Source organism: Gordonia sp. (in: high G+C Gram-positive bacteria) (genome assembly GCF_047600565.1).
Taxonomy (GTDB): Bacteria; Actinomycetota; Actinomycetes; order Mycobacteriales; family Mycobacteriaceae; genus Gordonia.
This window is the reverse complement of the sequence record NZ_JASGKN010000001.1, coordinates 146,086-169,698: the sequence shown is the minus strand read 5'-3', so window position 1 is coordinate 169,698 and position 23,613 is coordinate 146,086. Positions and strand designations below refer to the sequence as shown.

At 70.2% G+C, this 23,613-nt stretch carries 20 protein-coding genes; 9 read left to right on the top strand and 11 right to left on the bottom strand.

Annotated elements, in window-relative coordinates:
• Positions 1-2 precede the first annotated feature (2 nt).
• Genes QM774_RS00870 through typA form a run of 5 tightly spaced genes read right to left on the bottom strand, consistent with a single transcriptional unit; the run spans position 3 to position 7,785 of the window.
• A complete protein-coding gene (locus QM774_RS00870) occupies positions 3-2,573 on the bottom strand; it encodes a bifunctional FO biosynthesis protein CofGH (protein WP_414974088.1) in 2,571 nt (856 codons plus the stop codon).
• Positions 2,574-2,625: 52 nt separating this feature from the next.
• Entirely contained in the window at positions 2,626-3,018 is a 393-nt protein-coding gene (locus tag QM774_RS00865; RefSeq protein WP_414974087.1) for a hypothetical protein, read from the bottom strand.
• A complete protein-coding gene (mshB, locus tag QM774_RS00860; RefSeq protein ID WP_414974086.1) occupies positions 3,015-3,875 on the bottom strand; it encodes an N-acetyl-1-D-myo-inositol-2-amino-2-deoxy-alpha-D-glucopyranoside deacetylase in 861 nt (286 codons plus the stop codon). Before mshB ends, QM774_RS00865 begins: the two co-directional genes overlap by 4 nt.
• A complete protein-coding gene (locus QM774_RS00855) occupies positions 3,872-5,830 on the bottom strand; it encodes an ABC transporter family substrate-binding protein (protein ID WP_414974085.1) in 1,959 nt (652 codons plus the stop codon). Before QM774_RS00855 ends, mshB begins: the two co-directional genes overlap by 4 nt.
• Positions 5,831-5,874: 44 nt before the next feature.
• Complete coding sequence (gene typA / locus QM774_RS00850) at positions 5,875-7,785, bottom strand: translational GTPase TypA (protein ID WP_414974084.1); 1,911 nt, start codon at positions 7,783-7,785, stop codon at positions 5,875-5,877.
• A 138-nt stretch (positions 7,786-7,923) separates the two neighbouring features.
• On the opposite strand from typA, the gene QM774_RS00845 reads away from it, so the two are divergent.
• A complete protein-coding gene (locus QM774_RS00845) occupies positions 7,924-8,103 on the top strand; it encodes a hypothetical protein (protein ID WP_414974083.1) in 180 nt (59 codons plus the stop codon).
• 100 nt (positions 8,104-8,203) lie between these two features.
• On the opposite strand, the gene QM774_RS00840 is transcribed toward QM774_RS00845, so the two are convergent.
• Positions 8,204-8,836 carry a lysophospholipid acyltransferase family protein gene (locus QM774_RS00840; protein ID WP_414976550.1) on the bottom strand — a complete coding sequence of 211 codons (633 nt, stop codon included), beginning with the start codon at positions 8,834-8,836 and terminating at the stop codon, positions 8,204-8,206.
• A gap of 64 nt (positions 8,837-8,900) precedes the next feature.
• On the opposite strand from QM774_RS00840, the gene QM774_RS00835 reads away from it, so the two are divergent.
• Positions 8,901-9,488, top strand: coding sequence for a TetR/AcrR family transcriptional regulator (locus QM774_RS00835; protein ID WP_414974082.1), 588 nt, complete (start codon positions 8,901-8,903; stop codon positions 9,486-9,488).
• Positions 9,489-9,497: 9 nt separating this feature from the next.
• On the opposite strand, the gene QM774_RS00830 is transcribed toward QM774_RS00835, so the two are convergent.
• From QM774_RS00830 to QM774_RS00815, 4 genes are read right to left on the bottom strand one after another with little or no spacing between them, the layout of a single operon-like run.
• Positions 9,498-9,893 carry a (deoxy)nucleoside triphosphate pyrophosphohydrolase gene (locus QM774_RS00830; protein ID WP_414974081.1) on the bottom strand — a complete coding sequence of 132 codons (396 nt, stop codon included), beginning with the start codon at positions 9,891-9,893 and terminating at the stop codon, positions 9,498-9,500.
• Positions 9,893-10,939 (bottom strand): ABC transporter ATP-binding protein, encoded by a 1,047-nt coding sequence (locus QM774_RS00825; protein WP_414974080.1) that lies wholly within the window; start codon positions 10,937-10,939, stop codon positions 9,893-9,895. The genes QM774_RS00830 and QM774_RS00825 overlap by 1 nt, the downstream gene beginning before the upstream one ends.
• The gene (locus tag QM774_RS00820; protein WP_414974079.1) at positions 10,939-12,543 is read right to left on the bottom strand and encodes an ABC transporter permease; all 1,605 of its coding nucleotides are present in this window, start codon (positions 12,541-12,543) and stop codon (positions 10,939-10,941) included. Before QM774_RS00820 ends, QM774_RS00825 begins: the two co-directional genes overlap by 1 nt.
• Positions 12,543-13,517 (bottom strand): thiamine ABC transporter substrate-binding protein, encoded by a 975-nt coding sequence (locus QM774_RS00815; protein ID WP_414976549.1) that lies wholly within the window; start codon positions 13,515-13,517, stop codon positions 12,543-12,545. The genes QM774_RS00820 and QM774_RS00815 overlap by 1 nt, the downstream gene beginning before the upstream one ends.
• A 265-nt stretch (positions 13,518-13,782) precedes the next feature.
• Here QM774_RS00815 and QM774_RS00810 point away from each other — a divergent pair, with 265 nt between their 5' ends.
• From QM774_RS00810 to QM774_RS00800, 3 genes are all read left to right on the top strand, one after another.
• Complete coding sequence (locus QM774_RS00810) at positions 13,783-14,655, top strand: hypothetical protein (RefSeq protein WP_414974078.1); 873 nt, start codon at positions 13,783-13,785, stop codon at positions 14,653-14,655.
• Positions 14,656-14,836: 181 nt separating this feature from the next.
• On the top strand, positions 14,837-15,817 hold the full coding sequence (locus tag QM774_RS00805) for a hypothetical protein (RefSeq protein WP_414974077.1): 981 nt from the start codon (positions 14,837-14,839) through the stop codon (positions 15,815-15,817).
• A gap of 28 nt (positions 15,818-15,845) precedes the next feature.
• Complete coding sequence (locus tag QM774_RS00800; protein ID WP_414974076.1) at positions 15,846-17,012, top strand: alpha/beta hydrolase; 1,167 nt, start codon at positions 15,846-15,848, stop codon at positions 17,010-17,012.
• A 15-nt stretch (positions 17,013-17,027) separates the two neighbouring features.
• On the opposite strand, the gene QM774_RS00795 is transcribed toward QM774_RS00800, so the two are convergent.
• Positions 17,028-17,534 carry a hypothetical protein gene (locus QM774_RS00795; protein ID WP_414974075.1) on the bottom strand — a complete coding sequence of 169 codons (507 nt, stop codon included), beginning with the start codon at positions 17,532-17,534 and terminating at the stop codon, positions 17,028-17,030.
• 63 nt (positions 17,535-17,597) lie between these two features.
• Here QM774_RS00795 and QM774_RS00790 point away from each other — a divergent pair, with 63 nt between their 5' ends.
• The 4 genes from QM774_RS00790 to QM774_RS00775 all read left to right on the top strand — a co-directional run bounded on the left by QM774_RS00790 (position 17,598) and on the right by QM774_RS00775 (position 23,532).
• Complete coding sequence (locus tag QM774_RS00790; RefSeq protein WP_414974074.1) at positions 17,598-18,161, top strand: HhH-GPD-type base excision DNA repair protein; 564 nt, start codon at positions 17,598-17,600, stop codon at positions 18,159-18,161.
• Between the two features lie 44 nt (positions 18,162-18,205).
• Positions 18,206-19,246 carry a hypothetical protein gene (locus tag QM774_RS00785; RefSeq protein ID WP_414974073.1) on the top strand — a complete coding sequence of 347 codons (1,041 nt, stop codon included), beginning with the start codon at positions 18,206-18,208 and terminating at the stop codon, positions 19,244-19,246.
• A gap of 1,308 nt (positions 19,247-20,554) precedes the next feature.
• A complete protein-coding gene (locus tag QM774_RS00780) occupies positions 20,555-22,927 on the top strand; it encodes an acetyl-CoA acetyltransferase (protein ID WP_414974072.1) in 2,373 nt (790 codons plus the stop codon).
• A 119-nt stretch (positions 22,928-23,046) separates the two neighbouring features.
• On the top strand, positions 23,047-23,532 hold the full coding sequence (locus tag QM774_RS00775; RefSeq protein ID WP_414974071.1) for a hypothetical protein: 486 nt from the start codon (positions 23,047-23,049) through the stop codon (positions 23,530-23,532).
• Positions 23,533-23,613 lie beyond the last annotated feature (81 nt).

Sequence of the window (23,613 nt, the reverse complement as noted above, 5' to 3'; positions counted from 1 at the left end):
CGTCACAGGACGGTCAGCGATTCGCGGGCCGCGGCGACCGGGGACTCGACGCGGCCGTACTCGGTGGTCCGCTGGCGGGCGGTACGGCCGATGCCGGCGGCGATCTCGTGAAGTTCCCCGACGGTCTTCTCCGAGCCGTGCTGCGAACCGGCCATCCGGGAGATGGTCTCCTCCATCAGGGTGCCACCCAGGTCGTTGGCACCGCCGCGCAGCATGGCCCGGGTGCCCTCGGTGCCGAGCTTGACCCAGCTGGTCTGAATGTTGTCGATCCGGCCGTGCAGCATGAGTCGCGCCAGCGCGTGCACGGCCCGGTTGTCGCGGTTGGTCGGGCCGGGCCGGGAGGCGCCGGCCAGGTACAGCGGCGACGACTGGTGCACGAACGGCAGCGGCACGAACTCGGTGAAGCCGCCGGTGCGGTCCTGAATGTCTTTGAGGACGTTGAGGTGGCCGACCCAGTGGCGCGGCGCGTCCACGTGGCCGTACATCATCGTCGACGACGACCGCAGCCCCACCTCATGCGCGGCGGTGATGACCTCGATCCACGACGCGGTCGGCAGCTTGCCCTTGGTGAGCACCCACCGGACTTCGTCGTCCAGGATTTCGGCGGCGGTGCCGGGAATGGTGTCCAGGCCGGCGTCGCGGAGCCCGGTCAGCCAGTCGCGGATGGACTCGCCGCCCCGCGAGGCCCCGTTGACGATCTCCATCGGGCTGAACGCGTGCACGTGCATGGACGGCACCCGCTCCTTGACCGCACGCACGATGTCGGCGTAGCCGGTCACCGGCAGTTCGGGGTCGATGCCGCCCTGCATGCACACCTCGGTGGCGCCGGCGACGTGCGCCTGCCAGGCGCGGTCGGCGACCTCGTCGGTGGACAGCGTGAACGCATCCTCGTCGCCCTTGCGCTGAGCGAAGGCACAGAACCGGCAGCCGGTGTAGCAGATGTTGGTGAAGTTGATGTTCCGGTTCACCACGTAGGTGACGTCGTCGCCGACCACGTCGGCGCGGATCGCATCGGCCAGCGCGGACAAGGCGTCGAGGCCTTCGCCGTCGGCGGTCGCCAGGGTCAGGTATTCGTCGTCGGACAGACCGGCCGGATCGTTCTCGGCGCGGGCCAGCGCGGCGCGGACGTCGGAGTCCAGGCGCCGCGGACGCCCGTCGCCGGTGTTCGCGGACTCGTTCAGTGCCAGGACCTGTTCGCGGATGGTGTCCCAGTCACCGAAGGCGCTGCCGAGATCGCTGCGGGCCTCGGTGATGCGGCCTTCCGAGTCGATCTGGGTGTTCAGCTCGATGCGGCCCGACGACGACCACTCCTCGTCGGGTTCCTGCCACGGCAGGCCGACGGGCTTCACATCGCGGGCCAGACCCGTCTGCGGATCGGCGAGGGCGGCGACGTGCGCGCTGATCCGCGGATCGATCCAGGGCTGACCGCCGAGCACGTAGCGCGGCTGCGCCGCGATCCGCTCGGTGAGGGTGTACCCGGTGGACGCGGTGATCTCGGCGAGGGTGTCCAGGTTGGGCCACGGCCGTTCCGGGTTGACGTGATCGGGGGTGAGCGGGGAGACGCCGCCCCAGTCGTCGATGCCGGCGGCGATCAGGGCGCGGCACTCCTCGGCCGAGACCAGGTTCGGCGGCGCCTGGATGCGCATGCCCGGGCCGAGGAGCAGGCGGGACACGGCCACCGACGCCAGGAACTCGCTCATCTCGGCGTCCGGGGCCTTCCCCATCGCGGTGTCCGGCTTGGCGCGGAAGTTCTGGACGATCACTTCCTGGATGTGCCCGAACGCCTTGTGGGTCTTGCGGATCTCGAGGATCGATTCGGCGCGCTCGAGCCGGTTCTCCCCGATACCGACCAGGATTCCGGTGGTGAACGGCACCGAGAGACGCCCGGCGTCCACCAGCACACGTGTACGGACCTCGGGGTCCTTGTCGGGGCTGCCGTAGTGGCACTCCCCCTTGTCGGTGAACAGACGGCGGGCGGTGGTCTCGAGCATCATGCCCATCGACGGGGCGACGGGCTTGAGCCGGTTGATCTCCTCCCAGCTCATCACGCCGGGGTTCAGGTGCGGCAGCAGCCCGGTCTCCTCGAGCACGCGGATCGCGGCGGCGCGCACGTAGTCGAGGGTGGAGTCGTAGCCGCGTTCGTCCAGCCACTGCTCGGCCTGCGGCCACCGGTCCTCGGGGCGGTCGCCGAGGGTGAACAGCGCCTCCTTGCAGCCCAGTTCGGCCCCGCGGCGCGCGATCTCGAGGATCTCGTCCATCTCCAGGTACGCCCCCTGGCCGTCGCGGGCGAGTTTGCCGGGCACGGTGACGAAGGTGCAGTAGTGGCAGCGGTCCCGGCACAGCCGGGTGAGCGGGATGAACACCTTGCGCGAATAGGTGATCCGACGGGGACGACCGTCGGCGTCCAGGCCGGCGTCGCGGACCCGCGCCGCCGCCGCGCACAGTCGATCCAGATCCTCGCCGCGGGCGGCCATCAGGACGGCGGCTTCGTCGGCGTTGAGGGCGACGCCGTCGTCGGCCCGCCGGAGCGCACGCCGCAAGGCCGCGGGTGTCGGCTGGGGCTCGGCGGTCACGACGTCCACTGTAGCCCCGAGCCCGGCGGCGGGTCGGGACGGCGAGGCGAGGTCAGCCGAGGCGTGCGGCGAGCGCCCGATAGGCGTCCGACGCCGGCAGCGCCAGACCGAGCAGGAGCAGCAGCAACAGTTGCCAGCTGTAGATCAGCGGCTCCGATCCGGTCACCGGCAGCATCTCGAACACCACCGGGATCACCCAGGCAGCCAGAGGCGCGAACCGCCATCCCGAGGACGTGTACGACGACGCCAGACGGAGGAGCAGCACGTTCACCAGGCCGGCGATCACCGCGGTGATCGGGAACGGCACGTGACCGAGGTACAGCATGACGAACGACGCGGTGAGGATCCCGGTGAGCAGACCGGCGACGGTCAGCAGCACCACCATGCCGTGACGTTCGGCGGCGGAGTTCGCGACGGCGTCGTCGGTGTCGGTCGTGGTGCTCATGGCAGTCCCTCGAACAAGTCGTTCTCGACGACGCCCGGCTCGGCCCCGTCGTCGACGCGGATGAAGTGTTCACGGCCGAAGATCGGCTGCAGGATGTCGTTGCTCAGGGCGAACTCCCGGCCGGACGGGGCGACGGTCACCTGGGTGGCGTGAGCGGCCAGCGCCGCCACCTTGGCCGGGTACACGCGGGAGACGTCGACCTCGGCGGTGACCTGACCGTCCGGATAGCTGGGCAGTTCGTCGGGGCCGGGCAGGTGCCAGCCGGGCGGCACGACGGTGACGCCGGCCAGGCCGGTCTCCAGTTCGGAGCGCTGGGTGACCGCCTCGTACAGCTTGAACGTCGATCCGAGTCGCTTCTGTGCGAGCGGAACGGCGGCGTGCGTGACGTCGTGCACCCGGATGTGGTCGGGGTGCCCGTAGGTGCCGTGCGCGTCGTAGGTGACGACCACCTGCGGCGCGAACTCGACCATCTCGTCGGCGAGCGTGCGGGCCAGGTCGTCCAGGCTCTCCTGCTGCAGGGCGCGCGGGTTCTCGGCCGAGGGTGTGCCGGCCATTCCGGAGTCGCGGAAGCGGCCCGCGCCGCCGAGGAAACGGGGGGCGAGGGGGTCGCGGCCGGGGGGTGTCAGGGCGGCCAGGGCCGCGGTCAGTTCGCCGATCCGGTAGCCGCCGAGCTGGTCGGCTTCACCGGCGACCAGGTGCGCCCAGCGGTCGCCGATCACCTCGCCCTCCTCGCCGAGGGTGAAAGTCAGGACCCGCACGTCCACTCCCTCAGCGAGGTAGTGGGCGATGGTGCCGCCGGTCTGGATGCTCTCGTCGTCCGGGTGCGCGTGCAGCAGCAGGAGCCGGCGACCGGTCACGGCAGGCTCCAGCGCGCCGCGTCCCCGAAGATGCCGACCTGCACCGGTCCGTCCAGGGGCACCCCCTCCACGCCGTCGGTGACCGCCAGGAACACGCTGTCCTGATAGATCGGCAGGTAGACGGCCTGCGCGGCGAGGGGTTCCTCCGCGGAGGCGAGGATGCCGTTCGGGTCGTCTGATCCCATCGCCTGCTCGGCGAGCGAGATCAGCTGCGGATCGCACAGACCCGACACGTTGCCGATGTAGCTGTCGTCCGGGGACGTCGCCGGCTCGTCGGTGGTGGACGCGGACGGCGCGGGCGTCTTACCGGCGCTCGCGGTGGGCGTGGGAAGCACGCTCTGGTCGACGTTCGGATCCTTCTCCGGCTCCACCGTGTGTGCTCCGGCCTCGGTGCCGGCGGGCGGCGCCTGACAGCCGACCTGTGAGGCCAGCGCGGTCGCCGGGTCGACCGCCGCCGACGTCCAGCCGACCACCAGGTCGATCTCGGCGGCCGTCAACGCGTGACCGTACAGCTCGGTGTTGGTCATGCCGCGCACCACGGCGCGCACGCCCTGGCCGCGCAGTTGGTCGGCGATGCTCTCGGCCGCCGACATGGCGCGCTGGTCGGAGTTGGTCGCGCCGATCCGTACGATCAGCGGCTTGCCGTCCTTGAGGACCGGGGCGACGCCGTACGGCAGGTCCGGGACGTCGGACACGTCGCCCGGGGAGACCGGCGCAGCACTGCTCGACGGTGCCGTCGACGACGCCGTCGGGGCGGTGGTCGACGCCGACGCGCCGGCCGGACCGGGTGACTGGGCCACCGGCCGGACCCGCGGTTCGCCGCGCGTGTAGCCGGCCTCGGTCAGCCACGACTCCACCTGATCGGCGTCCGGGCGGGGACGGCCGACGTCGTAGTACGACGGGTCGGAGGGGCGGAAGACCGTGTTGGCGTACGGGGTGACGATGTCGTCGCCGGCAGCGGCGGCGGTGATCACGTAGCCGTTCAGCATGCCGAGCACCGCCTTGCGGGTCGGCAGCGAACTCATGGCCGTCGTCCGGCTGTTCAGGTTGACCGCCAGCGACCGCACACCCGGTGCCCGGTTGGTGTGGACGCCCGGGATGGCGCTGACCTCGGCCGCCGACGACGGTCCGGCGGTCAGCGCGGCCACCTCGGTGTCGCCGTTGCGGACCGTCTGCGCCATCTGCGGCGGGGTGCCGGCGCGACGCAGCACCACCTGATCGAGTTTGGGCGGTTCCCGCCAGTAGCGGTCGTTGCGGATCAGCCGCACCTCGTCGCGGGAGCGGTCGATCGAGTAGATGGAGAACGGGCCGGCGGTCACCGGCTTGCCGCGGTCCATGCCCGTCTGGAAACCGGTCGGATCGGACCGCAGCTTGTGGCTCGGCAGCAGATCGGTGAACAGTTCCCGCCACGCCGGGTACTCGCTGTCGAAGGTGACGGTCACCTCTTTGCCGCCGCCGGTGGTCTGCACGTTCTTGATGACGCGATAGCCGGCCGCACCGATGGTGTTGGGCTGACGGGCCATCTGCTGCCACATGTAGGAGAAGTCGTCACCGGTCACCGGCAGCCCGTCGGACCACTGCGCCTCGTTGACGAGCTTGTAGGTGACGGTGAACGGCGCCGCCGAAGTCACCTCGGCCGACTTCAGCAGGGCGTCGTTCTGCTGCCACTGCAGGCCGTCCGGCGTCTGCACCGGGTTGAAGGCGCTGGGCAGCGTCATCGCCGCGATCGCCGAGGTGACGGTGCTCTGGTCGGCGCCCAGGTGCGGGTTGAAGCCCGCGCCGATCGAGTCGGTCGCGATGTAGACGGTCCGCTCGTCGGGGTACTCGTTGGGCGTGGTGGTCGGCAGGGTCTCCCGCACCGGCGGCGGCGGATCCGCCATGCACGCGGTGGCCGACAGTGCGACGAGGAGGGCGGTGGCGGCCGCAGCCGCGGTCCGGGTCCGCGCCGTCCTCATCAACACTCCTGTCGTCAGATCCTCGCCTCGATGTCGTGCGCCGCTCAGGCGTTGGCGTCGCGCGCCTTGGCCCGCGAACGCTCCCGCGCGCGGGTGGAGGCATCGAGATTCACCTTACGCACGCGGCACACCTCGGGAGTCACCTCGACGCACTCGTCGGCGGCACAGAACTCCATCGCGCCTTCCAGATCGAGCTCCATCGGCTTGGCGAGCGTCTCCATGACGTCGGCCGACGACTGACGCATGTTGGTGAGCTTCTTCTCACGGGTGACGTTGATGTCGAGGTCCTCGGCGCGCGGGTTGATACCCACCACGTGACCCTCGTAGGTGTCGTCGCCCGGATTGACGAAGAACGTGCCGCGGTCGGCCAGCTGGATCATCGCGAACGGGGTCACGGTGCCCTGGCGGTCGGAGACCAGCGAACCGGTGTGGCGGGCGCGGATCTCGCCGGCCCACGGCGCGTATTCGGCGAACACGGCGTTGGCGATGCCGGTGCCGCGGGTCTCGGTCATGAAGTCGGTGCGGAAACCGATCAGGCCACGCGAGGGGACGGTGAACTCCATGCGCACCCAGCCGGTGCCGTGGTTGTTCATCTGGTCCATCTTTCCCTTGCGGGCGGCCAGCAGCTGGGTGACGGCGCCCAGGTACTCCTCCGGCACGTCGATGGTCAGGTGCTCGAACGGCTCGTGCACTTTGCCGTCGACCTTGCGGGTGACGACCTGCGGCTTGCCGACGGTCAGCTCGAAGCCTTCGCGGCGCATCTGCTCGACCAGGATGGCCAGCGCCAGCTCGCCTCGACCCTGGACCTCCCAGGCGTCCGGGCGGCCGATGTCCTGCACGCGCAGCGACACGTTGCCGATCAGCTCGGACTCGAGACGGTCCTTGACCATGCGGGCGGTCAGCTTGTGGCCCTTGACCTTGCCGGCGAGCGGCGCAGTGTTGGTGCCGATGGTGACGGCGATGGCCGGCTCGTCGACGGTGATGCGCGACAGCGGCACCGGGTTCTCGGCGTCGGCGAGGGTGTCGCCGATCATGATCTCCGGCATGCCGGCCACGGCGACGATGTCGCCGGCGTAGGCGGCCTCGTCGGACGGCTGACGCTCGACGCCGACGGTGGTCAGCAGCTCGGTGATCTTCGACTTCTCGATGACGGGTTCGCCGTCGACCTCACGGCACCACGACACGGTCTGCCCCTTCTTCAGGGTGCCGTTGTGGATGCGGACCAGGCCGAGACGGCCGAGGAACGGCGAGGCGTCGAGGTTGGTGACGTGCGCCTGCAGCGGGGCGTCGGCGTCGCCCTTGGGGGCGGGGATGTTGTTGATCAGGACGTCGAACAGCGGGTCCAGGTTGTCGCCCGGGGGCACCTCGCCGTCGGCCGGCTGTTCGGTGCTGGCGATGCCGGCGCGGCCGGAGGCGAACAGGACCGGCAGTTCCAGGGCCAGCTCGGCGGCTTCGGCGGCCTCGTCGTCGAGGTCGGACGCCAGGTCGAGGAGCAGGTCCTGCGACTCGGTGACGATCTCTTCGATGCGGGCGTCGGGGCGGTCGGTCTTGTTGACGACCAGGATCACCGGCAGGGATGCGGCCAGCGCCTTGCGCAGCACGAAGCGGGTCTGCGGCAGCGGGCCCTCGGAGGCGTCGACGAGGAGCACCACGCCGTCGACCATGGACAGGCCGCGCTCGACCTCACCGCCGAAGTCGGCGTGACCGGGGGTGTCGATGACGTTGATGATGTATTCGGTGCCGTCGGGCTGACGACGGTGAACGGCGGTGTTCTTGGCGAGAATGGTGATGCCCTTCTCGCGTTCAAGGTCGCCGGAGTCCATGACGCGGTCGACCAGTTCGGCGCGCTCTTCGAAGACGCCGGACTGGCGCAGCATCGCGTCGACCAGGGTGGTCTTGCCGTGGTCGACGTGCGCCACGATCGCGACGTTGCGGAAATTGTTGACAGCGCTCACTAAAGGTCTCTCTCGATCAGCTTCTCGACGGCCCCAGACGGCGGGGCCGGATTGAACCCTGTAAATGTACCGGGAAGGGCCCGCTCGACGCGATTCTGCGCCCGCGGGGCCCGGGTAAGGCCCTGCTAACCTGGACTCATGGGTAAGAAGGTCAAGCCGGAGAAGGTGGCGCACCTCAAGCCCAAGAAGAAGTGCTGCCGCAAGGACACGCGCTGCGTCCGCTGTCCGGTGGTGATCAAGCGGATGAGCAAGCTCGACCTGGAGAGCATGAACAAGAAGCAGGCGAAGAAGGCCCTGAAGCGGGCCCGCGCCGCCTGACTCGTCCTCCATCGCCAGGAGAGCCGCCGCCGAGGGCACTATGCCCTCGGACTCGCGTCAGGTGACAGCGACGGACGCGGTCAGGCGCCAGCCCTCTGACTCACGCGTATACGTCGATGTACGCCTGACCGGCCAGTACGACGATCGCTTCCATCAGCGCGTCGGTCTCCTCTCGGACGGTCGCGTTCGGCTGCCTGACGAGCGGTCGACCGATCACGACGTCCACGCGTCCCGGTCGGAAACGTCGGGTGCCCGGGGGATTCAGGGCTGCGGTACCCCGAATCCCGACCGGAACGATGGGCGCACCCGTCTCCCTAGCCACCCGCACGGCACCGGTGCGGGCGCGGCGCGCGATTCCGTCTCGTGAGCGAGTGCCTTCAGGGTGGATCGCCCACGCGCCTCCGTCCGACAGGACTCGGGCGGCGGTGTTCAGTGCGCCCTGCGCGGCATCGGCACCGGTCCGGTCGATCGGTATCTGGCCGGCAACCCGGAAGAACCACCGCTGAACGGCGCCCATAAGTCCGGCGCGCTCGAAGTACTCGCGCTTGGCGACGAAGGTCAGGCGTCGAGGAATGACGAGGCACAGGATGAGCGAATCGACCACCGCGAGGTGATTGGCCGCGATCACGCAGGGGCCGACGTCGGGAATGTGTTCGAGACCGACCACCCGGGGCCGCGTTGCTAGCCGGAGAGCCGGACCGATCAGCACATATTTGAACAGTCGATACCACATTCGAATACTCACTTCCGAAGACGAGTAGACAGTGTCTACTCGCACGATGGTAGACACTGTCACCGTGAGCGAGTTCCATGACCCCGAGCCCGACACCCGAGAGCGCCTGATCCAGGCAGGCGTCGACCTCGTTGACGAGGACGGAGTCGACGCCCTGGCACTGCGATCGATTGCGCGGCGGGCCGGCGTCTCGCACGGAGCCCCCCGGCGTTACTTCCCCACGCACCGCGCACTCCTTGCGGCAGTCGCCTCGACCGGACTAGCTGAACTGGCTGCGCTCATCGACGCAGCCCTGTCGGACGAGGTCCGGTCGCCGCATGACCGCCTGGTGCGAGCCAGCAGCGCCTACGTCGAGTTCGCCGCCCAGCGACGGGGGATGTTCGAGCTGATGTTCCGCCACGACCTTCTCGAGGGCGCAGGAGCGAATCTCCGTGCAACGTCGCTGCCGCTGTTCGCCGAACTCACGCACGCCGTCGCCGCGACGGGTGCCAGTCACACGCCGGACGCCGGACGCGACCGGTCGTTGAGGTTGCTGGCCGGAGTACACGGACTGGCGGTGCTGCACGCGAACCGTTCGCTCGAAGTCCTCGGCGCCGGTGCACCGGCGGTCGGTGACCTCGTCGCCGACATCGTCGCCGGTGCGTTGAGCTAAGCCACCGACTCAGTCGTTCAGGACGGCGATCAGCTCCGGAACCCAGGCCTCGTCGGCCGGGACCAGTTCGCCGCGATCACGCATGGCCGCCAGTCCGTCGGCGCCCACCCAGCACAGTCCGGAGTGTTCCGTCGCCCGGGGTGAACCGTCGACGATGTGGGCGCGCAGCGCGATCATGGTGAGGTCGGGCCCCAGCCGCACCTGTTCGGTCAGGCGCTCCCCGACGTCGACCGTCACGCCGAGCTCCTCGGACAGTTCGCGGATCAGGGCGTCGTGCAGGGTCTCGCCGTCCTCGGCCTTGCCGCCGGGAAGCTCCCAGCGTCCGGCCACCTCCGGCGGATAGGACCGCTGGGCCAGCAGCAGGCGACCGTCGTCGACGACAGCGCCGGCCACCACGAAGCGCATCAGCCGATCACCGCGACGTGGTCGGGATCCAGGCGCAGTCCGACCCGGTCGCCGGGGCGGACGCCGGCCATCACGGTGAGGTCGTCGCCCACCGCGTCCACCTCGCCGGCGGCGGTGTCCACCTTGAGCCGGACGGCGCCGGGCAGGGTCACGAGGTGGGTGACGGTACCGGTGACCCCGGTCTGCTGAGGATCGACGACCAGCGATTCGGCGCGGAGCCCGATCCGGTGCGGGCCGTCCGCGGGCACGGGATCACCCAGGTCGGCGGTCGGCACGTCGCCGAGCGGAGTGGTCAGCGTCCCGCCGCCGACGGTGCCGTCGAGGATGGTCGTGGAGCCCAGGAAGTCGGCGATCTGCTCGTCGGCGGGCCGGCGCCACAGCCGGCCGGCGGGCGCGGTCTGCACGATGTCCCCCGCGGACATCACCGAGATCTCGTCGGCCAGCAGGGCGGCCTCGGCGTGGTCGTGGGTGACGACGACGGTGGGCGTCGCGGTGGCGCGCACGATGTCGCCGATCGCGAAGGCCAGTTCCTCCCGGAGCCGGGCGTCGAGGGCGGCGAGCGGCTCGTCGAGCAGCAGCAGGCGCGGTTCGGGAGCCAGGGCGCGCGCCAGGGCCACGCGCTGGGCCTGGCCGCCGGACAGCTGGGTGACCGGGCGGTCGCCGATGGCCGGCAGTTGCACCAGCTCGAGCATCTCGTCGACGCGGGCCGCGATGTCGGCGGCCGACCAGCCGCGCAGCTTCAAGCCGTAGCCGATGTTGCCGGCCACGGTGCGCCCCGCGAACAGCTGGCCGTCCTGGAAGACCAGGCCGAAGTCGCGGCGGTGGGCGGGCACGCCGGCGAGGTCCTGTCCGGCCCACGAGACGACACCGGACCCGATCGGTTCCAGGCCGGCGATGGCACGCAGCAGCGTCGACTTACCGCAGCCCGACGGACCGAGCAGCGCGGTCACCAGATTGGTTCCGCCGCCGACCGTCCAGTCCAGGCCGTCGATGACCGTTCGGTCGCCGTAGGCCACGTGCACGTCGTGCACGTCGAGCACCGCCATCACCGCCTCCCTTCGTTGATCAGTCCACCAGGTGGCGACGCCACTTCGATCAGCGCCACCACGACGGCGCTCACCGCCACCAGGATGACGGACGCGGCCATCGCCGCGGCGAAGTTGTCGGCACCGGGCCGGCTCATCAGTGAGCCGATCATCACCGGCAGCGTGGTGGTGTTGGGTCGCGCGAGGAACGTGGTGGCACCGAACTCGCCGATCGCCATGATGAACGCGAATCCTGCGGCCGCACCGACCGATCGCCGGATCATCGGCAGGTCGACGGTCGCGAACACGCGGAGAGGCCCGGCGCCGAGTACGGCGGCGGCCTCCCGGCGCGCGGCGGGGACCTGGGCGAGGGCCGGCGCCACCATGCCGATCACCACCGGGATCGCGATGAGCGCCTGGACCGCGGGGATCAGCAGCGACGACTGCCCGAACCACCGCGGCAGGTAGGTGCTCAGCACCACGTAACCGAAGCCGAGGGTCACTGCACTGATGCCGAGCGGCAGGACGGCGAGCGCACCGGAGAGCCGGGCGATCACGTCCCGGCGGCGGGTCATCATGACTGCGGCCAGGGTGCCGATCAGTACGGCGATCACCATGGCGGCCAGGGCGCTGGTCACCGAGTACCAGAGGGAGGCGAGCACGGAGTCGCCGAGACCGTCGCCGTCGAGCACCCGGAAGCCGTTCAACGACCAGCGCCCACCGGGCCGGAAGGACCGGATCACGAGTGTCACGATCGGCACCAGCAGCAACAGCGCCGCCCAGAGCAGGACCACGACCACCGGTAGCCAGCCCGGGCCGCGCGGGCGGCGGCGTCGGCCGCCGCGGTCGCTGACGGCCGGCACTCCCCGGGCGAACCGTCGCGACACGATCAGCGCCACCACCACCAGCGCGATCTGCAGAAACGAGAGCGCGACGGCCTCGGGGATCCGGAAGTAGCCGACGGCCTGCTGATAGATCTCCGTCTCCAGGGTGCGGACCTTGCCGTCGCCGAGGATGACGATGACGCCGAAGCTGGTGGAACAGAACAGGAAGACGAGTGCGGCCGCGGCGGCGACGGCCGGCACCAGTCGGGGCAGCACCACGTCGCGGAACGCCCGCCACGGTGAGGCGCCGAGCGAGCGGGCAGCCTCCACGGCGCGCGGGTCGATCTGCTGCCACACCGACGACACGACGCGGACGACGACGGCGACGTTGAGGAAGACGTGGGCGGCCAGGATTCCGCCGAGTCCGGAGAATCCCGGCCCGAGGGCCCGGAAGATGACGCCGACCACCACGGTCGGCAGAACGAACGGGAGGGTCACCATCACGCGGAACAGCAGGGCGCCCGGGAAGTCGACGGTGGCGACCAGCCAGGCGATCGGGGCGGCGACGAGGACGGCGAGAAGCGCGGAGAGCGCGGCCTGTCCGACGGTGACGCCCAGCAGGTGGAGGGCGTCGGTGCGACGCCACGCCTCCCAGGGGGAGACGGCGTCGGCGTCGTCGAGGGCCCGGACGACGAGCGCCACGAGCGGTGCGACGAACAGCGCCGCGGTGAAGCCGAGCGGGATCAGGGTGCCGGCGAGGCCGGCGACGCGGCCCCACCCGCGGCCGGGCCGGCGGCGCATCAGCGGCCGACGGTGGCGCGCCACTCCTTGAGCCACTGTTCCCGGTTGGCGTTGATGTAGTCGGGCGACATGGTCACCGTGTACTCGGGGGCCGGCGCGCGGCGCGACCAGTCGGTCGGCAGCGGGGTGTCGTTCTGGACCGGGTAGACGTACATGGCGGTCGGGAGTGCGGCCTGCACGTCGGGGCTGAGCATCCAGTCGATCACTTTGCGGGCGCCGGCCAGGTTGGCGGCGCCGCGCAGGGCGCCGATGTACTCGATCTGCGAGAAGCAGCCGCCCAGCAGCGCACTGGTGCCGGGGGTGGCGGCCGGTGAGCTCGCATACGACACGACGATCGGCTTGGTGCCGTGGCCTTCGCCGGCACTGAAAAGCTGGTTGTAGGCGATCTCCCAGCCGGAGACGACTTGGGCGCCGTTGTCGATGAGGGCCCGCCAGTAGTCGGGCGCCTTGTCTTTGTAGGTGCCGATGGTGGCGAGCAGGAAGCTCATTCCGGGCGACGACGTCGACGGGTCGAGCAGCACCGCCTGGCCCTTGTACTGCGGGTCTTTGAGGTCGTCGAGGCCGGTGGGCGCCGCGATGCCCTCGCGGTCGTACCAGGAGTCGTCGATGTTGATGCACACGTCGCCGCGGTCGACGGCGGTCAGTTCGCCCTTCGAGCCGCCGATGGCGAACTTGTCGGCACCGTCGGCGGCGAGCGGCGAGGTGTACGGCTCGAGCGCGTTCGCGTCGATCGGGCGGGCGGCGAAGGTGTTGTCGATGCCGAAGACGGCGTCGCCGTGCGGGCTGCCGGCCGACAGCGACACCACCGAGGAGAGTTCGCCGGCGTCGCCCGACTTGACGATGTTGAGTTTGAGGCCGTTCTTCTTCTGGAAGTCGTTGATCAGGTTGTCGGGGAGACTGAACGACTGGTGGGTCAGGAGGGTCACCTCGGAGGTGCCCTTGTCACTGGTGCACGCGGCCAGGACGGTGGTCATGGCGCAGGCGAGGGCGAGCGCGAGGGCGCGACGTCCGGAATGCTTCAGCACGGGTTCTCCCTGAGAGTTTCGGCGACGAGGAGAAATCTACCCAGTGCCTGCGCTGACCGCGTAATACGCGCGGGTGACGGCGGTGCGGGCGACCGCAACCTTAATCTCAACATCATCAATAGATCACAATTGCACCATCAGTCTCACCAGTAACACCGAAGACCCGCTAGACTCCCCTCCTGAGACGAACCGTCCACGACGTTAGGAAGTACCCGTGCGCACTGCACGAACCCGCCGCACCTTGGTGGCCGCCGTGTCGATGGCCGCCGCGGTCGCCGTCGCGACCCCCGTCGCGCACGCTGCACCCGCCTCCCCCGATGCCGGCGCCGCCGCGTCCGACCAGGATCTGCCGATCCCGGCGGAGACCCCGCAGGTGAACCAGCACGAGCTGGATTCGCTGGGCGCCTTCGCCCCGGCCCTGATCGGCTCGGTCGCCACCCGCGACGCGAACGGCAACGTCAACGAGAAGCTCCTGTCGGATGCCCGCTCGATGGCCGACAACCCGGCCCTCCCGGTCGAGGTCCAGCAGACCTGGCGCTCGCTGATCGACTTCCTCGGTGAGCCCGGCAAGGCCGAGGCCGCCAAGGTGATGGCCGCCGACGACCAGTACGTCGGCGAGACCGACGCGGCCAAGAAGAAGGGTGGCCCGGCCATCCCGAAGGGCAAGCGTGCGCCGCGTATCCAGCAGTTCCTCTACCCGACGGTCGGCTTCGGCTGCATGCCGGGCGGCGGCAACTCGGTGGGCATGGCCCTGGCCACCGCCGGACCGCAGAAGGCTCCGGCCCCGGGCCCCAAGCGCGGCCAGGCCGGCTTCGTCTACACCAGCCTGGGCACCGGTCCGGCCAAGAAATCGCCGCGCGCACTCTGGGTGTCGTGGCTGAACCTGGAGAACGGCCGCACCGGTCAGCAGCGCCTGATGCCGAATCCGAAGATCAACGCCACCAACGGCCCCGGCACGTTCACCGCGATCGCCACGACCGGCCGTGGCCGGATCGTCGCCACCATCTACGGCGATGTGACGACTAAGACGAAGGGCCGCACCGTCTCGTGCGGTATCGCACCGACGATCGGCACCGCGATCATCTGATCTCACACCACGCTGACTCCCCGTCGTCCGGTCCGGACGGCGGGGAGTTTTCGTCTCACGGCAGTCGCAGGAACATCACAGCTTCGACTCGGCGACTTGTGGAGAGACCCCGACACCTGGTCTTATGTAACACAAGCCCCATTAGTCACATCTGCAACAGCAGTAACTTCAGGAGTTCGCCGTGGCCGCCTTCCTCCGCACCGCCGCCGTCCGTACCGGCCTGGCCGCCGTCGCCGTGTCGGTGACCGCCGCTCTGGCCGCTCCCGCGTACGCCGCACCCGCGACGCCGTCCGTACCAGGCGCCGACTCCCTGAGTTCGATCTCGCTGTCCAACCTGCCCGGCGACCACGAGCTCGCCGAAGCCCTGCGCAAGGTCAAAGAGCTCGGCGGCACCGACATCGCCGTGCAGGCCCTCCAGACCATCCTGCAGTCCGACGGCCAGACCGACCTAAGCAGCATCTTCGGCAGCCTCGGCGGCTCCGGCACCACGCCGACCACCCCCACCACCCCGGCGAACCCGACCGCCCCGGCCCCGGCTCCGGCCGCCACCGCCCAGGTCGCCGCGCCGGTCCAGGTCGCCGACCCGACCACCACCAGCCCGACCGACGGTCTGGCCGCCCTGGAGTCGCTGACCGGCGTCAAGACGCTGAGCCCCGCGCTCGCCCCGTTCTGCACCGACCCGACCGCCGACAACCCGCTGGGCATCGTGAGCGCCCCCGCCGTCGCGATCCCCGGACCGCTCGGCCTGACCGACAGCCAGAAGTCGCTGCTCGATCCGCTCAAGACCATCCCCGTCCTCGGCGATCTGATCGACAGCAACACCAAGGACCTGACCGTCCTCAACGACGACGACACCGCGTTCGCGCTGGTTCCGCCGACCGACGACGCGAACCCGAAGTTCCAGGTCGCGTGGTTCAACACGAAGTCGATGCAGGGCGGCATCGAGCAGCTCGCACCCCTCGCCGACTCCGCGAACTCCGATCTGCTGAAGAAGTTCCTGTCCAACGTCAAGACGCCGCTGCGCCTGGCCAAGGTCAAGACGGGCCAGGGCCAGATCCTGACCGCGGTGTTCGGCACGGCCACCAACGCCGGCCGCACCTGCTACTTCCTGCCCGCCCTGGGCATCGTCAACACCCCCAAGGTCAACACCCCCACGAAGTGACCCTCCGGTCGGAGGAGAGGACGGAACGATGAGTGAGCACCGATCGCATCTGCGCACGGCGATCGTGGCCGGCACCGCGGCGGCCGCCGTCGCGGCCGGCGCCGTGACCGCCACGCACGCCTTCGCCGACCCGGAAGGCACCGCAACGACGGCCACCCCGACCGGCGCGCAGGCGCCGGGCACCGTGTACGCGAACCGTGAGCTGCCGCGTCGCGCACTGCCGTCCGCCGCCGACTCGGGCAGCGAGTTCACGTTCTGGACCGTCGACGACGCCGGGACACCGCGCGGCGCGGTGGCGACACTGTTCACCCCGAAGGGCGTCACGCCGGCCGCCGGCTGGCCGACCGTCGTGAATCTGCCGGCCGCCTACGGTCTGGCGGCGCGCTGCATGGCCACGTCCAATCCGGCCGCCGCGGACACCTCCATGAGTTCGGCACTGCTGCGCCGCGGCTACGCGGTGATCATCCCCGACTACGGCACCGTCGGAAACGTGGCGGCGCCGCAGTACGACGATGCCCAGGACGTCGCGCGGGTCGCCTCGGACGCGGTGATCGCCGGCCGTACCGTCGACGACGGTCTGTCGGCCCGCTGGGCTGCGACCGGTGACGTGCAGGGCGCGAGCGCCGCCGTCGAGCTGACGCGTCAGGCCACCGGCTGGCAGAAGTCGCCGCTGGACTTCCGCGGAGCGAGTGCCGCGAGCGTGCCGGCCGGACTCGGCGATCTGGTCGCCGGTCTGGGCCCCGACTCCCCCACCGCGAGTGCGTCGGTGGTGACCGACGTGGTCTACACGCTGGCCGCGTCGAAGGATCCGGCGCTCACCGACGTTCTGTCGGCGACCGGACGCAAGCTCGTCGACCGCGCCGCGAGTGTGTGTGCCGGTGAACTGCGCCGGTCGGCCCGCGGCACGACGCTGGCGTCTCTGGTGAGCTCGCCGATGTCGTCTCAGCCGAAGCTGGCCGCGTCGTTGCGCAAGCAGCTGACCGTGCCGGCCCGCGGTTTCGCCCGTCCCCTGCTGCTGAGCCAGCCGCTCGTGGACGACTCGGTCGATCTGTCGTCGTCGGCCCGCTACCTGGCCGACGCCCAGCTGGCGAGCAACAAGGTGCAGATCGCCAGCTATCCGACGGGCGATCCGCTGGATGCGGACCGGCAGGAACGCACGCGCGTCCTCGACTACCTGGACGGCCTGTTCAAGTAGCGGCCGGCGGCGACGTCAGGCCCAGGCCGAGCTCTTGCAGGTGCGGGTCTGGGTGTTGAAGTTCTCGACCATCACCACACCCGACACCTTCTCCTTGATGGTGAAGTTCACGTGGCCGCTCCCCGGATGCAGGACGGCCTGCCAGGACGCGCGCTGACCGCTGATCGGCACCCGCACCACGCCGTGCCGGCCGTTGGAGGTGTTGCGCCAGGTGACCGTGGTCCAGCCCTTGTAGCGCTTGAACGCGGTGAACGCGTCCTGCGCCTGCGGGTTGGAGGCGATCAGCTCGATCGCCGGACCGGGCAGTCCGTCGGACGGGAAACGCACCTTGTTCCACACGTCGACGAACACGCGCAGTCGCGGACCGCCGTACGGATTGCCGACGTTGCAGTTGATGCTCTTGAGGTATTCGCCGCCCGGATCGGCCGCGGCGTGCCCGGCGCCGAGTGCGCCGCCGAACACCGCGCCTGCCGAGATCGCGAGGGTGGAGATGATCGTCGCTGGTCGCCGGAATCCGTTCATGGCAGTCGAGTGTGCCAGCCGAAGGCCTCGATCGGGAGCATTTCGCGCCGCTACGATGACGTCATGGCTCAGCTGCAGATCGCTCAGGACCCCACCGCCGACGCCCTTCTGTCGGCCGATCCGTTCGCGCTGACCGTCGGAATGCTGCTGGATCAGCAGTTCCCGATGGAGCGGGCTTTCGCAGGTCCGGCGAAGATCGCCGACCGTTTCGGGTCGATGGATCCGGCGGCGATCGCGGCCGCCGATCCGGAGGCGTTCGCCGATCTGTGCGCCACCCCGCCGGCCGTGCACCGCTACGGCCGCTCGATGGCCGGACGCATTCAGGATCTGGCGCAGGTGGTGGTCGATCAGTACGGCGGTGACACCACCGCGATCTGGACCACCGCGACCAGCGGCAAGGAACTGTTCGATCGGGTTCGCGCATTGCCGGGATTCGGCGAGCAGAAGACGAAGATCTTCGTCGCACTGCTGGCCAAGCAGTTGGGCGTGACCCCGGACGGCTGGGCGGCGGTCACCGGCGACTACGGCCTGGACGGCTACCGATCGGTCGCCGACGTCGTCGATCCGGAGTCGCTGCAGAAGGTCCGCGACTTCAAGAAGGCGGCGAAAGCGGCGGCGAAGAAGTAGCCAACCGCCGATTTCGACATCCGGCGACGGTAAGGTTCCGGGCTATGAGTTCGTCACCTCTCGATCCGCGGGAACTTCTCAAGCTTCCGATGCGCATCGGTTTCGGCATCGCCGGCGTCGCCATCTCCACCGTCGAGTCGGCGGTCGGTGTCGCCAAGATGACCGCCGGCGGCATCGAGCACGAGGTCAACGCGCTGCTCGGTGAGAACACCAGCCAGATCGCGTCGGTGAGCGCCCCGTTGCAGGCCATCGGCCAGATCAGCGAACTGCTGGCCCCCAATCGTCCGGTCGGGCGTCTGCTCTCCAGCGGAGGCCCGCTGGACCGGCTCACCCAGCCCGGTGGCGTGATCGACCGTCTGACCTCCAAGAACGGCCTGCTGGATCGGCTGACCGAGAAGGGCGGCCTGCTCGACCTGATGGCCGACGAGGACAGTTCCCTGATGCGGCTGGCCGCCAAGGACGGACCGCTCGACCGCCTGACCCGCCCCGGCGGCGTGGTGGACCAGTTCACCGACACCGACGGCGTCCTGGACCGGTTGACCGCCCCCGGCGGCGTGCTCGATCAGCTGACCGACGAGAACGGCATCCTGATGCGGCTGGCCGCCAAGGAGGGACCGCTGGACCGCCTGACCCGCCCCGGCGGCGTGGTGGACCAGTTCACCGAGGCCGAAGGCATCCTGGAGCGACTCACCTCGCAGGGCGGCATCGTCGACAAGCTGACCGCCCCCGACGGTGTGCTGGAGAAGTTGGCTCAGCCCGACGGCGTCCTCGACCGCCTGGCCACCGACGACGGTCTGCTGGATCAGTTGCTCGGCGAGGACGGCGCCGTGGAGCAGCTGATCGCCCCGGACGGTCCGTTGGACAAGTTCTCGGAGATCTCCGACACCCTCACGAATCTGCCGAACGACCTGGCCGGTCTGCAGCAGATGGTGGACAGCCTCAACGAGGTGGTCCTGCTGCTGAACGCGTCGGTCGCACCGCTCGGCAATCTCGCCGACCGTCTGCCGAAGCGCTTGACCGGCGGCGGCCGCAACGGCCACGGCGCGGGTCCGCAGATCGAGGGCCCCGGCCGCTCGCTCGAGTAGTCGCCGCACCAGGTCGGCGCAGCGGCCGCCGTCGTCGATCGACGACCCCGTGGTCACCGAGACGGTGACCGTCGACCCGAATGCCGTGGACCCCGATCGTCAGGGCGTGGGCGGCGGAGAGCGCCGGGAAGCCCGCGGTGAACAGCACCGGTCCGCCGGCGACCGTCAGGTCGGCCGGACCGCGGTTCACCGATGACACCACCGTCACCCCGGTGACCGTGGCCCGTGGCCGCGGAGGGGCGGTGCCGATGGTCCGGGCGCGGGCCAGTGGGGGCGCGGTGGCCGCCGCACGACGTTGCGCCTCGCGCGCCGCGGTGGCGTCGCGGGCGCGGGCGGCACGGATCTGGTCGTCGATGGCACGGGCACGTGCCGCCCGGTCGGGTTCGTCGGACCGCAGATCGATGCCCACGGTCACGAAGTCGTTGCGCGCCCCGTCGTCGCGGCTCCGGGCTAGCGTCAATTCGACGACGATCGGTCCATCGCTCGGCAGATAGTCGGTCAGTACTTCGGCGAGGACGGTGAGCACTCCTACCGCGACCGTCGCTCCCCCGGCACGGACCGCCGCCGCGTCGACGGTCACGGTGTCGATGCGCCGACGGGGTCCGGGCGGAACGTTCAGTCGTGACGCCGGCACCGGATCGAGTCCGTGCCCGGGCGGGTGGGCGGCCTCTCGGCGCCACGCGGCGAGGCCGAGACCGACGCCGGCCAGCACGCGCGGTCCGATCGCCGCCGCACCGGCAGCGGCGTCGACCAGCAGGGGCCGCCGGCCGGGGTGCACGGCGGCCGGCGGGACCGTGCCGCCGAGCAGTCCGCGCGCGAGGCCGGACACCCGGCGGCCGTCGCCGAGGGCATGGGAGATCTGCAGAACGATCACCCAGGCGTCGCCGGTGGCCTCCGGAACCCCGGTCACCGGCCCGTAGAGGTGGACGATCCAGGGCGCCGACGCCGCGTCGACGCCGGTGGTCAGCAGTCCCGCGACGGCATCCCGGCAGGCCGCCCAGTCGGTCGGTGACGGGTGGTGGATGAACCGTTCGGGTCCGATCGAGGTGGACACCCAGCGCGGGAAGGCGAGGTCCAGCGGTGCGGGCGCGACCCGGACGGCGAGGTCGGGCACCCGGTCGGCGTTGCGCCGCAGTTCCGCGAGAACCTGCGACGGTTCGGTGCCCGGTCGCGCCTCGAACGCGTAGAGGAGGAACTGGTCGTTGACGGTCCGCCGCGAACACCAGAACATGTCCGCGTCGGCCGGTGCCAGAACACCCATCAGACCTCCCTCCGCACCTACCTGACTCCAGAGTAGGGTTCGCAGTCATGAGTGACGAGACCACCGCCGGACTGGATCCGAACACGCCGGTCGTCGTCGGCGTCGGGCAGGCTTCCGAACGGATCACCGATCCCGACTATGCCGCGCTCGGCGAAGCCGATCTGGCCGCACGCGCCGTGCAGGCCGCGTTCGCCGACACCGGCGCCGCCGACCGGGTGGCCCCGGTCGTCGACGTCGTGGCGGCGGTCCGGTCGTTCGAGAAGACCAGCCCGGCCTCGCAGTCGCCGTTCGGGCGCCCCGACAACATGCCGCGCGCGGTCGCCTCACGCACCGGAACGGATCCACGGCGCGCCGTCGAAGAGGTGTCGGGCGGTCAGAGCCCGCAGCATCTGGTCACCGAGTTCGGGCAGGAGATCGCCGACGGCCGGGCCCACGCCGTGGTGCTGTTCGGCGCCGAGGTCATGTCCACGGTGCGCAACGCCCAGCGCACCGGCGAGCAGCTCGACTTCGCCGAGAAGGTCGGCGGCCCGCTGGAGGACCGCGGATTCGGCCTCGTCGGCCTCACCTCGATCGAAGAGGTCAAACACGGCCTGGTGGTGCCGACTCCGCAGTACGCGTTGCTGGAGAACGCGCGGCGCCACCGGCTGGGTTGCTCACGCGAGGAGTACGCACGGCAGATGGGCGAGTTGTTCGCGCCGATGACGAAGGTCGCCGCCGCCAATCCCCATGCCGCGGACCCGCGGGAACACACCGCCGACGAGCTGATCGAGACCTCGGATGCCAACCGGATGGTGGCCTACCCCTACCCGCGGAGGCTGATCGCCCGCGACCAGGTGAACCAGGCGGCCGCCGTCGTCCTCATGTCGGTGCGCGCCGCCACCGAGGCCGGCATCGATCCGTCCAGGTGGGTGTTCCTGCACGGCCACGCCGACGCCGTCGAACAGTCGTTGATGGACCGCCCCGATCTGTCGCGCGGCCCGGCGTCGACCGCCGCCGTGCACGAGGCACTCGACATGGCCGGGATCGGGATCGACGACGTCGACGCCTTCGACCTGTACAGCTGCTTCCCGATCGCGGTCTCGAACATCACCGAGGAATTCGGGCTGGCGCCCGACGATCCGCGCGGACTGACCGCGACCGGCGGCCTGCCCTACTTCGGCGGGCCCGGCAACGACTATTCGATGCACGGGATCGCCGAGATCGTCGACCGTGTGCGCCGCACGCCCGGATCGACGGGGCTGGTGACGGCCAACGGCGGCATGATGAGCAAGTTCTCGGTCGGCGTCTATTCGGCCGTGCCGGCACCGTGGCGGCCGTCGACGTCCGCCCGGCTGCAACAGGAGCTGGACGCCGGCGACACCGTCCCGCTGTGCCGGTTCGCCGACGGTCCCGCGACCATCGAGACCTTCACCGTGCTCGATCCCGGCCGCGACTCGCGGACCGGACTGGTGATCGGGCGGCTGGCCGACGGATCCCGATTCCTCTCGACGGTGCACCGCGACGACGACGCCCTCTTCGATCGCCTGCTGACCGGCGAGGACCCCATCGGCACCGCGGTCTGGGCGCGGTCGTCGGCCAAGGGCAACATGGTCGCCTCCGACGAGGCGACGATGGACCGGCTGCGTCCGCGGCGCCCGGTCGGTTTCCGCGACGACTATTCGGATGTGCGCGTGCAGCGCGACGGTCAGATCCTGGAGATCACCATCGACCGCCCCGAGGCCCGCAACGCGTTCCGCCCGAAGACCAACGACGAACTCGACGAGATCTTCGACGCCTACTTCGCCGATCCCGACCTGCGGGTGGCCATCCTCACCGGCGCCGGCGACAAGGCCTTCTCGGCCGGCAACGATCTGGCCGGCGGCCTGGGCGGACTCACCGTGCCGGAGAACGGATTCGGGGGTCTGACCTCGCGCCGGGATCTGCCCAAGCCCGTCATCGCCGCAGTGAACGGTGTCGCGCTCGGCGGCGGGCTGGAGGTGGCGCTGTCCTGCCATGTGATCGTCGCCGACGAGAAGGCCACCTTCGGCCTGCCGGAGGTGAAGGTCGGTCTGGTCGCCGCCGCCGGCGGCCTGGTGCGACTGCCGCGGGTCCTTCCGCCGGCTCTCGCCCGCGACATGATCCTGACCGGCCGCAAGCTCGACGCGGACGAGGCGTTGCGGCACGGACTGGTGTCCCGGGTGGCGCCCGCCGGCGGTGTGCTGGACCTGGCACGCGAGGTGGCCCGGCAGATCCTGGCGGCCTCGCCGACGTCGATCCGCGAGTCGATCGCGGTGATGGCCGACAGCGACGCCCAGCCCGACACGGTGGAAGCGGTGCGCGATTCGATCTCCGTCCTGGACCGGGTGCTGGTGTCGCAGGACACCACCGAAGGCATCCTGGCGTTCCTGCAGAAGCGGGAACCGCGCTGGACAGGACGCTGATCGCGTCCGCTGAAGGCGAACGCCACACCCCGTGACAGCGCCGATTTCGTCGGTACTCTCGGAATTGTCGGTCCCCGCCCGGGCGACCGGTTCAGTGGCAGCGCGCCAGAGGAGGCGATATGTCCGGTCAGTTCAATTTCGGTCCCGGTGACGAAGAGTTCGAGCGGTTCGCTCGCGAGATGGGCGACGGCCTCCGCGACATGTTCGGGAAGTTCCTGAACGGTGGCGGGCAGGGCGGCCAGATCAACTGGTCCAAGTTCGCCGAAGGTGCGTTCGGTCAGCCGACCCGCACCAAGACGCGCCCGGAACCCGAGCCGACCGCCGACACCGGTTCCGGTGTGTGGGCGATCGTGATCAACGACGACGACGGCGTCCGCGTCGAGCAGGTGTTCGCCACCGAGATCGATGCGCTGCGTGCGAATCAGAACACCAGCGGCGACAGCCGCCGGGTGCGGTTCCTGCCGTACGGCATTCCGGTCAGCGCCTTCGATCGTTCCCACAAGGACGAGACCGCCGACGCCCCGGCCGAGGCTCCCGCCGACGAAGCCCCGAAGACCAAGCCGAAGAGCACGGCCAAGAAGCCGAAGCCCAAGAAGGACGACTGAGGCCACGAGCCTGACGCTCATTGAGCCACCAACGCTCATTGAGCTTGTCGAAATGAGCTCCTTTCGACAAGCTCAAGGAGC

What these genes read in the sequence shown, in the direction of transcription:
- QM774_RS00865 (WP_414974087.1), bottom strand. Translation starts at nt 3,018, where the DNA reads ATGAGCACCACGACCGACACCGACGACGCCGTCGCGAACTCCGCCGCC.
- QM774_RS00800 (WP_414974076.1), top strand. Translation starts at nt 15,846, where the DNA reads ATGAGTGAGCACCGATCGCATCTGCGCACGGCGATCGTGGCCGGCACC.
- QM774_RS00785 (WP_414974073.1), top strand. Translation starts at nt 18,206, where the DNA reads ATGAGTTCGTCACCTCTCGATCCGCGGGAACTTCTCAAGCTTCCGATG.
- QM774_RS00825 (WP_414974080.1), bottom strand. Translation starts at nt 10,939, where the DNA reads ATGGCGGTGCTCGACGTGCACGACGTGCACGTGGCCTACGGCGACCGA.
- QM774_RS00840 (WP_414976550.1), bottom strand. Translation starts at nt 8,836, where the DNA reads ATGTGGTATCGACTGTTCAAATATGTGCTGATCGGTCCGGCTCTCCGG.
- QM774_RS00820 (WP_414974079.1), bottom strand. Translation starts at nt 12,543, where the DNA reads ATGCGCCGCCGGCCCGGCCGCGGGTGGGGCCGCGTCGCCGGCCTCGCC.
- QM774_RS00795 (WP_414974075.1), bottom strand. Translation starts at nt 17,534, where the DNA reads ATGAACGGATTCCGGCGACCAGCGACGATCATCTCCACCCTCGCGATC.
- QM774_RS00815 (WP_414976549.1), bottom strand. Translation starts at nt 13,517, where the DNA reads ATGACCACCGTCCTGGCCGCGTGCACCAGTGACAAGGGCACCTCCGAG.
- QM774_RS00845 (WP_414974083.1), top strand. Translation starts at nt 7,924, where the DNA reads ATGGGTAAGAAGGTCAAGCCGGAGAAGGTGGCGCACCTCAAGCCCAAG.
- QM774_RS00855 (WP_414974085.1), bottom strand. Translation starts at nt 5,830, where the DNA reads ATGAGGACGGCGCGGACCCGGACCGCGGCTGCGGCCGCCACCGCCCTC.
- QM774_RS00830 (WP_414974081.1), bottom strand. Translation starts at nt 9,893, where the DNA reads ATGCGCTTCGTGGTGGCCGGCGCTGTCGTCGACGACGGTCGCCTGCTG.
- QM774_RS00775 (WP_414974071.1), top strand. Translation starts at nt 23,047, where the DNA reads ATGTCCGGTCAGTTCAATTTCGGTCCCGGTGACGAAGAGTTCGAGCGG.
- QM774_RS00780 (WP_414974072.1), top strand. Translation starts at nt 20,555, where the DNA reads ATGAGTGACGAGACCACCGCCGGACTGGATCCGAACACGCCGGTCGTC.
- QM774_RS00790 (WP_414974074.1), top strand. Translation starts at nt 17,598, where the DNA reads ATGGCTCAGCTGCAGATCGCTCAGGACCCCACCGCCGACGCCCTTCTG.